This is a genomic window from Niallia sp. M35 (assembly GCF_050971705.1).
Taxonomy (GTDB): domain Bacteria; phylum Bacillota; class Bacilli; order Bacillales; family Cytobacillaceae; genus Niallia; species Niallia circulans_A.
This window is the reverse complement of the sequence record NZ_JBPCEP010000005.1, coordinates 303,924-318,055: the sequence shown is the minus strand read 5'-3', so window position 1 is coordinate 318,055 and position 14,132 is coordinate 303,924. Positions and strand designations below refer to the sequence as shown.

At 34.6% G+C, this 14,132-nt stretch carries 13 protein-coding genes; all 13 read left to right on the top strand.

The features are described from left to right. Positions 1 to 87: 87 nt before the first annotated feature. The 13 genes from rarD (at position 88) to argH (ending at position 14,080) form a co-directional block, all read left to right on the top strand. Positions 88 to 1,011 carry an EamA family transporter RarD gene (rarD, locus tag NiCM35_RS09015; RefSeq protein ID WP_123258084.1) on the top strand — a complete coding sequence of 308 codons (924 nt, stop codon included), beginning with the start codon at positions 88 to 90 and terminating at the stop codon, positions 1,009 to 1,011. A gap of 96 nt (positions 1,012 to 1,107) precedes the next feature. Next, positions 1,108 to 2,121: a signal peptide peptidase SppA gene (gene sppA, locus NiCM35_RS09010; protein ID WP_095332402.1), complete on the top strand. Its 1,014-nt coding sequence runs from the start codon at positions 1,108 to 1,110 to the stop codon at positions 2,119 to 2,121. Positions 2,122 to 2,244: 123 nt separating this feature from the next. Next, positions 2,245 to 2,697, top strand: a complete 453-nt coding sequence (locus tag NiCM35_RS09005) for an RDD family protein (RefSeq protein WP_412973427.1) — start codon at positions 2,245 to 2,247, stop codon at positions 2,695 to 2,697. A 201-nt stretch (positions 2,698 to 2,898) separates the two neighbouring features. Beyond that, entirely contained in the window at positions 2,899 to 3,585 is a 687-nt protein-coding gene (locus NiCM35_RS09000) for a DUF2953 domain-containing protein (RefSeq protein WP_123260677.1), read from the top strand. A gap of 19 nt (positions 3,586 to 3,604) precedes the next feature. Further along, on the top strand, positions 3,605 to 4,057 hold the full coding sequence (gene ytfJ / locus NiCM35_RS08995) for a GerW family sporulation protein (protein WP_095332397.1): 453 nt from the start codon (positions 3,605 to 3,607) through the stop codon (positions 4,055 to 4,057). Between the two features lie 167 nt (positions 4,058 to 4,224). Continuing rightward, on the top strand, positions 4,225 to 4,725 hold the full coding sequence (tpx, locus tag NiCM35_RS08990) for a thiol peroxidase (RefSeq protein ID WP_163188430.1): 501 nt from the start codon (positions 4,225 to 4,227) through the stop codon (positions 4,723 to 4,725). A 141-nt stretch (positions 4,726 to 4,866) separates the two neighbouring features. Beyond that, on the top strand, positions 4,867 to 5,850 hold the full coding sequence (locus NiCM35_RS08985; RefSeq protein ID WP_171509851.1) for a class I SAM-dependent methyltransferase: 984 nt from the start codon (positions 4,867 to 4,869) through the stop codon (positions 5,848 to 5,850). A gap of 269 nt (positions 5,851 to 6,119) precedes the next feature. Further along, positions 6,120 to 7,310, top strand: coding sequence for an acetate kinase (locus NiCM35_RS08980; protein ID WP_095332392.1), 1,191 nt, complete (start codon positions 6,120 to 6,122; stop codon positions 7,308 to 7,310). Between the two features lie 133 nt (positions 7,311 to 7,443). Then, positions 7,444 to 8,280 (top strand): EcsC family protein, encoded by an 837-nt coding sequence (locus tag NiCM35_RS08975; RefSeq protein WP_095332390.1) that lies wholly within the window; start codon positions 7,444 to 7,446, stop codon positions 8,278 to 8,280. A 44-nt stretch (positions 8,281 to 8,324) separates the two neighbouring features. Beyond that, positions 8,325 to 10,661 carry an RNA polymerase recycling motor HelD gene (helD, locus tag NiCM35_RS08970; RefSeq protein WP_095332389.1) on the top strand — a complete coding sequence of 779 codons (2,337 nt, stop codon included), beginning with the start codon at positions 8,325 to 8,327 and terminating at the stop codon, positions 10,659 to 10,661. Continuing rightward, a complete protein-coding gene (locus NiCM35_RS08965; RefSeq protein ID WP_371472140.1) occupies positions 10,658 to 11,164 on the top strand; it encodes a MogA/MoaB family molybdenum cofactor biosynthesis protein in 507 nt (168 codons plus the stop codon). The genes helD and NiCM35_RS08965 overlap by 4 nt, the downstream gene beginning before the upstream one ends. Before the next feature lie 319 nt (positions 11,165 to 11,483). After that, positions 11,484 to 12,692 (top strand): argininosuccinate synthase, encoded by a 1,209-nt coding sequence (locus NiCM35_RS08960; protein WP_095332385.1) that lies wholly within the window; start codon positions 11,484 to 11,486, stop codon positions 12,690 to 12,692. After that, complete coding sequence (gene argH, locus NiCM35_RS08955; protein WP_095332384.1) at positions 12,689 to 14,080, top strand: argininosuccinate lyase; 1,392 nt, start codon at positions 12,689 to 12,691, stop codon at positions 14,078 to 14,080. The genes NiCM35_RS08960 and argH overlap by 4 nt, the downstream gene beginning before the upstream one ends. Positions 14,081 to 14,132 lie beyond the last annotated feature (52 nt).

The following is a 14,132-nucleotide window of genomic DNA, read 5'->3' as shown; positions in this document are numbered from 1 at the left end:
AAAGATTTCTAAAAAAGATTGATTGTCAGCCTCCAAAAAAATATATATAATATGGAATATTTCGATTATAGAAAGAAGCGATGAAAAATGGAGAAAAATAATGTACGGATAGGGGCCATCTTTGCGGGAATTTCCTATTTAATATGGGGGCTGTTTCCGATATATTGGAAACATCTGCAAGGAGTAGGAGCAGATGAAATACTTGCAAACAGAATAGTTTGGTCGTTTATTTTTATGTGTATTTTACTAACTATTACACGGAAATGGACACTGTTTTTTCAAACACTACGATCTTTTAAGTATCAAAAAAAACAGGGGATTATGCTATTTATAGCCTCTGTGCTAGTTAGTTGTAACTGGTTTATCTATATTTGGGCGGTAAATGCCAACAAAATAATCGAAACGAGTCTTGGGTATTATATAAATCCATTAGTAAGTGTATTATTAGGCATTTTTGTGATGAAAGAAAAATTATCGAAGATCCAGTATGTTTCCGTTTTATTAGCTGCAATTGGAGTTTGTATTATTACATTCGCCCATGGAGCCTTTCCTTGGATAGCAATATCTTTAGCAATGACATTTGGTTTATATGGCTTGGCCAAAAAATTAATCAAAGTTGATTCCGATGTAGGATTAACATTGGAAACCATGTTTATTACCCCATTTGCACTCCTTTATATCGGTTATTTATTTGCTAAAGGGGATCATGCCTTTTTGGCCATTTCAACCAGTTTAGACTTTTTGTTAATTATATCAGGCGTGTTAACAGCTGTTCCGTTATTATTTTTCGCTAAGGGAGCGCAGCGAATTCCTTTATCCATGCTAGGATTCATACAATACTTAACACCTACATTGACATTAATTCTTGGTGTATTTGTCTATCATGAGCCTTTTACAACGGCACACTTATTAGCATTTATATTTATTTGGTCTGCATTAACAATTTATTCTCTTTCACGAACAAAGCTATTTTCTTCAGCAAAAAAGAAAGAAGCTAAAGGAATAGCATGAGAAGTAAAATAATAAATATTGAAGTTGGTTTTTCTGAAACATTTTTGTTGGTAGGACGTATAGAAAATAGAACAAATATTAGGGGGTTTTGAGTGAATGAATGGAAAACGTTGGGCGGCTTTAGGAATAGCAGGTGTTATTTTTGCCTTCTCCATTATTACTAGTTTGGTATCAATAGCATTTACAACCGATGTGGAAGAGTTATTTGGGCAATTTCTAGGCGAAGGTAAAGCGCCTTATGTAGAAGAATACATAGAGGATGGTAATATTGCTAAGAAAATAGCGGTTCTAGAAGTGTCTGGAACGATACAGGATACTGGGGATGCTGATTCTCTTTTTTCAGCAGCTGGTTATAACCATACTTCCTTTATGGAAAAGCTGGATTACATAAAAGAAGATCCAAGTGTAAAAGGAGTTATTTTGAAAGTGAACTCTCCAGGTGGAGGAGTAGTGGAAAGTGCGCAGATTCACGATAAAATAGTGGAAATTCAAAAGGAAGCTAAAATACCTGTCTACGTATCAATGGGATCAATGGCAGCTTCTGGTGGTTATTATATTTCAGCTCCTGCTGATAAAATTTTTGCAAGTCCTGAAACATTAACGGGATCGCTTGGTGTTATTATGAGTGGATATAATTTTGAAGGTCTTGCTGAAAAGTACGGAGTCGAGTTTGTTACAATTAAAAGTGGTAAATACAAGGATATCATGAGTTCTACTAGAGAAATGACAGAGGAAGAAAGAGAAATTTTACAACGATTAATTGATAATTCTTATGCGGGCTTTGTTAAAGTCATTGCAGACGGACGAGGTATGAAAGAGGCAGAAGTAAAGAAAATCGCAGATGGTCGTATCTATGATGGAAGACAAGCGAAGGAATTAAATTTGATTGATGATTTTGGTTATTTTGATGATGTTGTAGAAAAGATGAAAGCAGACTATAAATTAAATGATGCTGCGGTTGTTAAGTATACGGACAATACTGGCTTTGGTTCCTTGTTTGGCATGACTGCGAAAAAATTAATAACAAGTGAGGATAAAGAATTAGCAAATATATTAAAAATCGTCACAAATGCTAACTCACCTCGTTTAATGTATTTATATGCAGAATAGGAGGGGAACTAATTGAGTAATGAACATGAAAAGTTGGAAACTGAAAATTCTTTAAAGGAAGAAACGGTGTCAGAAACTACTTTTTCGTACAATGAAATAGTAGATAGGAATGAGCAGACACCAATTGTACCAAAAGAAAAGAAGTTGCCATTGGGGGAAGTTTCTTATGTATATGCAGGATTTTGGATGCGCTTTTGGGCATATTTGGCAGATTTAATTATTGTTTCAAGTGTTAATCGTATTCTAATCTATCCTATTTTACGAATAGCAGATGTCCCGTTATATGAATCAGGTATTTTCTCTACGGTAAACATTTGTACTGCTATTACGTTTTATTTATATTTTGTGCTAATGACAAAATTTTTGAAACAAACATTAGGGAAAATGATTTTTGGGTTAAAAGTAGTCCCGATAAACAAAGAAAAACTAACATGGGATACTATTCTTTTCCGTGAGTGGATAGGCCGATTTATCTCCAGCAGCTTTTTCATTTTATATGCTTTAGTTGCCTTCTTACCAAAGAAACAAGGAATTCATGATTTATTTGCTGATACGGCAGTAGTACATGATCGTTAACAGAAAATGAGATTAGGATTGCAGTATTCTAACTAATATAGACCTGAACAATTATATGGAAATGTTTATTTTTCGTATAATTGTTCAGGTTTTTTGTATTGATTGGGTGAGATACGGATTCTGGTAATTCCACCTGACTTAGCATGTTTAATTTTGGCTGTTTTATCCAATAATAATAAGCTGAAGGGAAGTGTTACCAAAATGAAAGTTCTTTTCATTCTAGCTATTATAATTGGTGCTTTTTTATTACTTCTACTATTTTCATTTTTTTTAAAATTAACGATACATATCCGCTATTACCATAAGAAAGATAACGATGATTTAAAAATAGAAGTTCGTGCGTTATTTGGAATTATTCGCTATAAGAAGACAATACCTCTAATTAAAATAGATGAGGACTCTCCGACATTGGTAATAGAAGAAGAAACAGAAATAACAGGCAAAAAAGAGAAAATAGAGGATACAAAACAATTTTCCGGCTCAGATTTATTAAATTTTTTGTCCAATTCCCAAGAGCTATTAAATCATGTTGTTCATTTTCACCGCATAGTAAGGTCATTTTTAGCAAAACTAACAATAAAGAATATAGAATGGAGCTCTATTGTAGGTTTAGGAGATGCCGCACATACAGGGATGATTTCAGGTGCTATTTGGTCAGTAAAAGGCAGTATCATCGGAATGATTAGTAATTATATGAAGCTGCATGATATGCCGAAAATAAACATCTATCCTCAATTTCAGGGAGTTGCCTCTGAAACATTATTTTCTTGTATGATTCAATTTCGGTTAGGGCATGCTATGATGGCAGGAATTAAACTGGTGAAATATTGGAAAGATGGTTTCCCTAATTTTAAAACAAAGGAAACGTCTATCCAAAGTAAACAATAGACAATGGAGGAATAGGAAAATGTCAGATCATCCGATTCAAGGCTTAATGACAACTGCAATGGAAAATTTAAAAGAAATGATTGATGTTAATACGATTATTGGCGATCCTGTGGAAACACCAGATGGCAGTGTGATTTTAACTGTGTCTAAAGTTGGATTTGGATTTGCGGCTGGAGGCAGTGAATTTACGTTAGAGAACCATTCATTAAATGATTCTTTAACAAAGCATCCTTTTGGTGGAGGTAGCGGTGGTGGAGTTAGTATTACACCAATTGCATTTCTGATTGTAAATGCTCAAGGAGTAAAAATGGTCCACTTAGATGAAAGTACTCATCTTTATGAAAAAATCTTGGATATTGCTCCACAAGCTGTTGATAAAATTCAGCAAATGTTTGCTAAGAAAGATTCGTCTTCTGATTCCAACAGTAGTGAAGGACAATCACAGCAACAAAAAGAAGATATTGAATTTTAATATTCAGCAAGCCGCAAATTTAATTGTTAGCAAAACGAGTTCACAAGAATCGGTGAGCTCGTTTCACTTTGCCTGTAAACGTTCTTTAAACAGTTCGTATTTTTTGCAAATAGTAGCAACTATCGATATGATGAAAGTAATTACATAAGAATATGGAGGAGAGACCAATGGCAAATGTAACTTTTAAACATAATCCAGTCACACTGATTGGGAACGAAATCAAAGTTGGAGACAAAGCTCCCGATTTTACAGTATTAGCGAATGATATGTCAGAAGTATCTTTAGCTAGCTCAAAAGGAAAGATTCGTCTTTTTAGTGTAGTTCCTTCTGTTGATACAGGTGTCTGTGATGCACAAACAAGAAAATTTAATGAGGAAGCTTCCAAGCTTGAGAATGTGGAAGTAATAACAGTGAGTGTCGATTTACCTTTTGCGCAAAGAAGATGGTGTGCAGCAAGTGGGTTGGATAATGTTATTACCGTATCAGACCATAGAGATTTGTCTTTCGGGGAATCATATGGTGTAGTGATGAAAGAATTGCGATTATTAGCACGTGCGGTTTTCGTAGTAGATGCTAGTGATACGGTAACATATGTTGAATATGTTAGTGAAGGAAGCAACCATCCAAATTATGAGGCAGCAATCAAAGCAGTAAAAGAAGCTAATTAATTTGCTGAATGGCAGATAAAACAATCGATTATCTGGTTAATTTCTTAACCGTATGATAAGCTAGAGTTTGGCCTTTTAAAAGGGACAGACTCTTTTTATTTGGTTTATTTTTTAAGAAATCTATAATAATTAGGTGATAAAATGAACATTTCTCCAGTAGAAGAATTATTTACAGTTTTTAATGAAACAGCTTTGATTATACAAGAGGAACTAGAATATACGTATTTAGAATCTTTAGCTTTAACAGGAGAGAATATTTTTCAAGAAGCGATTTTACAGGAAGAATTGAGTGAATTAAGTAAAAAAAGATTAAAAAAATCATATGAATCGATTCACTTGGCTAAATACTCAAAAGAGGAAATTCGTAAAGCGTTTCAATTAGTCATTTTAAAAGGGATGAAAGAAAATACACAGCCTAATCATCAAATGACACCAGATTCAATTGGAATCCTGTTTGGTTATTTAGTACAAAAGTTTTATACGAAAGAAGAACTTCGGTTATTAGATTTGGCAGTTGGGACAGGGAATTTATTAACCACTGTGATGAATCATCAAATCGGTAAGAACATCGCTGCCTACGGTGTTGATATTGATGACTTGCTTTTACAGTTAGCGTTAGTAAATGCTAATCTTCAGGAACAACCGATTGAATTTTTCAACCAAGATAGTTTAGAACATTTGTTTATCGATCCAGTAGACGTTGTCGTAAGTGATTTACCAGTAGGGTATTATCCAAACGATATTCGTGCGAATGAATTTAAAGTGAAAGCAGAAGATGGGCATACATATGCACATCATTTGTTCATCGAACAAAGTTTAAATTATGTTAAGCCTGGTGGCTATGCTTTCTTTGTTATTCCCAATAATTTATTTGAATCAGAGCAAGCGGCTAAACTTCATGACTATATAAAAGAAGAAGTACACATACAAGCAATAATGCAATTGCCAGAGACGCTTTTCAAAAGTAAACAGTCCGCAAAAAGTATATTGATTCTACAGAAAAAGGGGAATAATATAGTAGCACCAAAGCAAGTTTTACTTGCAAAAGTGCCTAGCTTCTCTAATATGCGTGCAATGGAACAAGTTTTAAGTGAATTGGACACATGGATACAAGCAAATAAATAAGGATAATAATTTAAATTACGTTAAGTGTTATAAGACAGTTTCCTTTTATTATATAGAAGATAATCGGCATAAATTTGTCTTTTTTTCGAAAAAACGACGAAAATCTAAAAAAAAATGAATAACTGGGCATAATGTGCTTGAAATGTTTCTAGTAGAATGTTTTAATGAAAAACTGAAAGAAGTAAATCTTGTCTGTTGTATGATTCGATCTGTTCAATGTCAGGCAAATAAATAAAAAGTTGTTATACAAAAGGGGAGTAAATCATTTTATGGCAAAAATAATTGCGATTAATGCTGGTAGTTCTTCACTAAAGTTTCAATTGTTCGAAATGCCAAGTGAAGAAGTAATTACAAAAGGTTTAATAGAGCGTATTGGATTAACTGATGCTGTATTTAATATCTCTGTCAACGGAGAAAAAATCAAGGAAGTTACAGAAATTCCTGATCATGATGTCGCTGTAAAGATTCTTTTAGGCAAATTAACAGAGTTAGGTATTATCGCTTCTTTAGATGAAATCGAAGGAATTGGTCATCGTGTAGTTCATGGCGGAGAAGAATTTGCTGATTCTGCATTAATTACAGATGATGTAATTGGTAAAATTGATACTTTATCTGAATTAGCGCCTTTACACAATCCAGCTAACTTAACTGGTATTCGTGCATTCCAACATGTATTGCCAAATGTACCGGCTGTAGCAGTATTTGATACAGCGTTCCATCAAACAATGCCGGAAAAATCTTATTTATACAGCCTTCCATATGAATATTATGAGCAATATGGAATTCGTAAATATGGTTTCCATGGAACAAGCCATAAATACGTGTCTCAACGCGCTGCTGAATTATTAGGCCGTCCTATTGACCAATTACGTTTAATTTCATGTCACTTAGGAAATGGCGCTAGTATTGCAGCTATTGAAGGTGGAAAGTCTGTTGATACTTCAATGGGATTCACTCCTCTTGCAGGTGTTACAATGGGAACTCGTTCTGGTAATATTGACCCTGCGTTAATTCCATTTATCATGGAAAAAACAGATCAATCTGCTGATGAAGTATTACAAGTGTTAAATAAGAAGAGTGGTCTTTTAGGAATCTCTGGTTTCTCCAGTGATTTACGTGATATTACAGAGCAAGCAAAAGAAGGCAACGATCGTGCGGAACTTGCATTGAGAATTTTTGCAGATAACATCCATAAATACATTGGCTCATATGCATCTGGAATGAACGGTGTAGATGCAATCATCTTTACTGCTGGTATTGGGGAGAATAGTGAAATTGTTCGTGCAAGAGTTCTTCAAGGCCTTGAATTTATGGGAGTATATTGGGATCCAACATTGAATAAAATTTCTGGAGAAGAGTCATTCGTTAACTATCCACATTCTCCAGTAAAAGTAATGGTAATTCCAACAAATGAAGAAGTAATGATTGCAAGAGACGTTTGTAGATTAGCTGGTATTTAAGTTAAGTCTGCAAAGATCTAGGATAAGAATAACAAGACAATCTTTTTCGTAGCTCAATGTACGATAAAGATTGTCTTTTATTGGCTTCTTTTAGTAAAATAAGGAATGATTCTTATTATTCAGGGGGGATTAAATGCTTACAAAAGCTGAAGCTTATTATTTGGATAAAATAGAACAATGGGAAAAGGAAAGGAAAAGTGAGCGCCCAATCAAAATTCTCCATCTTTATTCAGATTACATAGATACTGGCTTATCCTATTTACCTGAATGGCAAAAACAAAAAATTGTACGATCACTTAATAATATCTTATTTCATCTTCATGCCATCTTAATTAATTCCACATTTCAACGAAACACCGCCCAAAAAATTATGCAGCAGGCAAGAGTACATAATGAATCCATCTTCACTTTAAGAGATATGACAAAATTGAGTATAGACCAATTACAATCCATTGCAGAAAAACAAATGGCTCATTACAGGATGCTTGCCTCGGTCCAAGGGGCTTTGGCTTCAAAGCATACTGGTTTTTTCATGGGAGATTTTCTCTCGATGCTTATTATTAATCTTCGATCCGTTCAGGTTCTTGCTTCGCTATATGGGAGACCAGCAGATAGTCCCAATGAAATCATGACGGCATTGAAAGTTTTCTGTGCAGGCTGTTTACCGCATGAGCAGCGAAAAGAAGCATGGAATGAGCTAATGGATGAATTAGAGCAAGAACAGCAAGGTTTCTTTTATGATGGAAAGGATGAAATAGTTCAGGAAAAGATGCTGCATTCTTTATTAAATGAGCTGATAAAGCTTTCCTTTATTTTATTTCTTAAAAGGAAATACAGTAAGGCTGGTACCATAATAGGAGCAGCTGCGAATTACCATTTTACGAAAAGGATGACGGAAATGGCAAATCATTTTTATCAAAAAAGCTATTTACTAAGCAAACAAGATAGAATTTATCCGACTTTGAGATAGGTGCAGCAACCGTGGACTAAAATACGGATGGAAGTTTCTTATAAATGGAGAAAGGGGAAACAATGGAAGACTTTTCAATAGACGAATGGGAACAGGAAAAGAAAAGACTTGAATATACGAAAAATTATATGAATGACGTTTTGCATGAGGCGCAAATCAATCAAGGGACTTTACAGGAAAATGTGCGAGAATCCATAAGCAATGAAGAGGCGCTTGACAGTAGTTTGAGTTATATCAACTATTTAACGAATAGTAAGTTTTTGCAGCTTGCAACAACCGAGTTAAGTATTTTAAAACGTATTTTAGATGCTCCCTATTTTGCGCGGATTGATTATCAAATGAAAGGGAAATCCCAAAAGAATGTCTATTATTTAGGAAAGACATCGCTTTTTGAAAAAGACACACAAAAACCAATTATAGTAGACTGGCGTTCACCAATTGCAAATGTCTATTACGATGGACGATTGGGAGAAGTTTCATATGAAGTCAATGAAGAAACGATTGATGGGCATTTATCGTTAAAAAGACAATTTAAAATTGAAAAAGGGGAGCTCCTTCATTATCAGGATATAGATTTAACGACGACAGATGAATTATTGCAGCAATCTCTTGCTGGAAAAGCAGACCAACGACTAACAGAGATTATTTCAACCATTCAAGCAGAACAAAATGAAATAATTCGAGCTGATTTAAATCGACCGATCATTGTGCAAGGAGCGGCCGGAAGTGGTAAGACAACTATTGCTTTACACCGAATATCCTATTTTATCTATAACTATGCAAAATATTTTCAACCTGAGCAATTAATGATTATTGCGCCAAATAATATGTTTATCGGATATATTGCACAAGCACTGCCTGATTTGGGCGTAGAGAAGATTCGCCAAACGACATTCCTAGATTATGTTTTACTATGCATTGGCAAGAAAATGAAAGTAATTCAGTCAAATAAAAAACTACTAACATTTATAAATCATACGAACAAACAAGAAGAATTGGTTAAGTGGCTTTCCCGTTATAAAGGATCTTTAGAATATAAAAAGGTAATGGATAAATATTTAGTGGATATATGTAATGAAATGAGTCCAAAAGAAGATTTTCGGGTAGAAAAATTCCCGTTATATGGAGCAAAGAAACTGGAGCGTTTATTTAAGAAGGAATACGATTATCTTCCTTTAATCAAACGGAAAGAGAAAATAAAGGGAATCTTACAAGCTGATTTAAAACGGAAAAAGAAAATAATCTTAAGTAAGTTGGAAGATAAGTATGAAGATGCATTAGATCGAGCCTTAAAGATAAAAGAAGATACAAAGCGTAAAGAGAAAGTTGTCTATTTTCTAGACACGAAGGCAGAAAGATTAGCAACAGTAAAGAAAGAAGCATCAACTGCTGTTAGAAGATATATGAAGACGATGGAAACAACCGATTTATATGGGTATTATTCCAGATTATTTGCGGATAAGGAGCTCCTTAGAAAATATACGGAAGATTCGCTAACAGAAAAGCAATTAGATTATTTGATTGCCTTCCAGCGAAAGATATTAAAACAAAAGAAAGTGGAAATCGAGGACTTAGGGGCATTATTTTATTTGCAGTATAAAATATTTGGCATAGATAAAGAATATCGAGCGAAGAATATTGTCATTGATGAAGTGCAGGATTATAGCGAATTTCAGCTATATGCCTTAAAAGCAGGACTAGAAACAGATATGTTTACCCTTGTTGGAGATTTAGCACAAGGGATTCACTCCTATCGAGGATTACAGAACTGGCAGACATTACAGCAAACTATTTTTCCGCGCGCGAATTATATGACCTTGCAAAAAAGCTACCGGACTACGATTGAAATTATGTTTTTGGCAAATGAAATTTTGCATTTAGTCAATGAAGATTTGCCCAAAGTAAAACCAGTTGTCCGCCATGGAGAAAAACCAACTGTTCATTTATATGAGCAAAAACAAGAATTGGTTGACAGAATGATTCAAGTAGCAGATCGACTGCATAATGACGGTTATCACTCTATTGCTATTATTGGTAAAACAGAGGAAGAATGTAAAGCAATATTGAAAGAGATGCAAAAAAGAAAAGTGCCTAATGTCCAATTTCTTCAAGAAAATGAAGATCTTGAAAAGAATTATTTAATTATTGTCCCAAGCTACCTTTCCAAGGGACTGGAATTTGACGCAGTTCTTCTTTTTACGTTAAATGAGTCTTTTTCCCAAGAAGAAATAGATTTAAAGCTTTTATATGTAGCAATGACAAGACCAATGCATCGCCTTCATTTATTTACACGCGACAAAGCATCGTTATTATTGGATAAGACACATGAAGCATATTTTACAGTGGAGAAAGAAAACGAGCGAAAGAGTGGGGAAAGATGAATAAACAAATCCATACGAAGCATCAATACTTACAGGTGGGCTGTAAAATAATAACCGTTAGTGATACAAGATCTGAGGAAAATGATAAAAGCGGTAAATTGATGATTGATCTGCTAGAACAGGAAAACCATTCTATACAAAAGTATGTCATTGTAAAGGATGAGAAAGAACAAATTGTACAAGAGATAATAACGGGCGTGCAATCAGCTGAAATAGACTGTATTCTCCTAAATGGAGGGACAGGAATTTCACCAAGGGATGTTACCATCGAAGCTATTAAACCTCTTTTAACAAAAGAATTAGATGGATTTGGAGAACTGTTTCGAATGTTAAGCTATACAGAAGATATAGGCTCTAGTGCCATACTATCAAGAGCGATTGCTGGAACGATTAATAATACGGTCATTTTTTGTACTCCAGGATCTACAGGGGCTGTACGGCTTGCGATGAACAAATTAATCCTTCCTGAATTAAGTCATGTCGTCAGCGAGTTGCATAAATAATAATAAAAAGGTCAATAACTTTTCATGTAAAGAAAAGGGTTGACCTTTTTTATATATAAAAATAGATTTATCTAGTAATGAAATGTATAAAATAATGCATAAAACATTAAGCTTATTTTTATAGATACAAATAATTAGTTTATTAATAGGATGTATACTGAGACTTCCTATCTTTTTGTGTGTATAAAAATAAAATTATTTAAATTTTTATAAAAATTCTATTGAAATTATTAGGGAAAGTTGTTAAAGTGATACATATAGTTTTTGAATAAAAATATAAATAAATGAATATTTATTCGCATATAGGAGGAATTAGGTAATGGCAAATCCAAAAGTAGTCTTAGCATATTCAGGAGGATTAGATACATCTGTAGCAATAAAATGGTTACAGGATCAAGGTTATGATGTAGTAGCTTGCTGCTTAGATGTTGGTGAAGGAAAGGATTTGAACTTTATACAACAAAAAGCACTTTCGGTTGGTGCAGTTCAATCTTATGTCATCGATGCAAAAGAAGAATTCGCACAGGATTTTGCACTTACTGCTATGCAGGCACATACCCTTTATGAAGGAAAGTATCCCCTTGTCTCTGCATTATCTAGACCTTTAATTTCCAAAAAATTAGTAGAAGTAGCAGAAAAAGAAAATGCTATTGCGGTCGCACATGGATGTACGGGAAAAGGAAATGACCAAGTGCGTTTTGAAGTATCTATCCAAGCATTAAATCCTAATTTAAAAGTATTAGCACCAGTCCGCGAGTGGGGATGGTCTCGTGAAGAAGAAATTGCTTATGCAAAAGAAAAAAATATTCCAATCCCGGTTAACTTGGATAGTCCATTTTCTATAGACCAAAATCTATGGGGAAGAAGCAATGAATGTGGAATTTTAGAAGATCCTTGGGCTGCCCCTCCAGAAGAAGCGTATGACTTAACAGTAAGTCTCGAAAATGCTCCTGATCAAGCAGATATTATTGAAATTGAATTTAAGGAAGGTGTCCCTGTCAGCATAGATGGTATTACTTATTCTTTATCTGCGCTAATTCTTGAGTTAAATAAGATCGCCGGAAAACATGGTGTGGGTAGAATCGATCATGTAGAAAATAGATTAGTAGGAATTAAATCAAGAGAAGTGTATGAATGTCCAGGTGCTTTAACATTGATGAAAGCACATAAAGAATTAGAAGATATTACGCTTGTAAAAGAAGTAGCACATTTTAAACCAGTTATCGAAAAGAAAATCACAGAAGTTATTTATGAGGGACTTTGGTTCTCTCCAATTACAAAAGCATTGCAAGCTTTCTTGCAAGAAACCCAGAAAAACGTGACAGGAACGGTTCGCGTGAAACTATTTAAAGGGCATGCGATTGTAGAAGGAAGAAAATCACCATATTCTTTATATGATGAAAAACTTGCTACGTATACTTCCGACGATGAGTTTGATCATGCAGCAGCGGTTGGCTTCATTAAACTTTGGGGACTTCCTACAAAGGTTCAAAGCATTGTGGAAAACGACAAGAAGGTGTCTGTGTGAAGAAATTATGGGGAGGTAGATTTACAAAATCTGCCGAGGAATGGGTAGATGAATTCGGTGCGTCCATTTCCTTTGATCAGGAGCTAGTATTAGAAGATATAGAAGGGAGCATTGCCCATGTGGCAATGCTCTCTAAAACAGGGATATTGTCAGTAGAAGAGGCAGAGAAAATCAAAAATGGGTTACTTACGTTAAAAAAGCAAGCAGAAAAGGATGAATTAACTTTTTCTGTAAAATTAGAAGATATCCATCTTAATTTAGAAAGTAAATTAACGGATTTAATTGGTCCTATAGGTGGGAAGCTCCATACTGGTAGAAGTAGAAATGATCAAGTTGCAACAGATATGCATCTTTACCTGCGAACACAAGTAAAGCAAATTATTCAATTATTGAATGAGCTGCAAAGCGCGTTGTTGGAAAAGGCAGAGCATCATATTGAAACAGTAATGCCTGGGTATACACATCTTCAGCGTGCCCAGCCTATCTCTTTTGCGCATCATTTAATGGCGTATTTCTGGATGTTTGAAAGAGACAAACAGCGATATCAGGAAAACGTAACGAGAATTAATGTATCACCACTAGGTGCCGGTGCTTTAGCAGGAACAACCTTTCCTATTGATCGTTCCTATAGTGCTGACCTACTTGGCTTTGATTCCATTTATGAAAATAGTATGGATGCAGTAAGCGATCGTGACTTTATCCTAGAATTTCTATCGACTAGTTCTATTTTAATGATGCATCTATCGCGCTTTAGTGAAGAAATTATTCTTTGGTCTTCTCAAGAATTTAAATTTATTGAATTAGACGATAGTTTTTCCACGGGAAGCAGCATTATGCCCCAAAAGAAAAATCCAGATATGGCTGAATTAATCCGTGGAAAAACCGGGCGGGTTTATGGAAATTTAATGGGCTTGTTAACTGTATTGAAAGGTTTGCCTTTAGCTTACAATAAAGATATGCAGGAAGATAAAGAAGGGATGTTTGATACCGTAAAAACGGTGGTTGGCTCTTTGCGCATTTTTGCTGGTATGATTCAAACAATGAAGGTTAATGAGCAAGGAATGGAAAATGCCACGAAAAATGACTTTTCTAATGCTACAGAATTAGCTGATTATTTATCAGAAAAAGGGATGCCTTTCAGAGAGGCGCATGAAGTAGTAGGGAAATTGGTTCTATATTGTGTGAATAAAAAATGTTATTTGCAGGATTTAAGTATTACAGAATTACAAGAAGCGAGCAGCTTATTTGAACAGGATATCTACCATGTATTAAATCCCAGAACGGCAGTTGAAAGACGAAATAGTGCTGGCGGAACTGGATTTACCCAAATAAAGCAAGCGATTGAAAAAGCAAAGCTTTGTGTTTGGGAAAAAGAAGAAGTGAAGTAAAAGAAGAAAGTTCTATTATTTGATTGCAAACACTGCTTTCTATAATAGAACT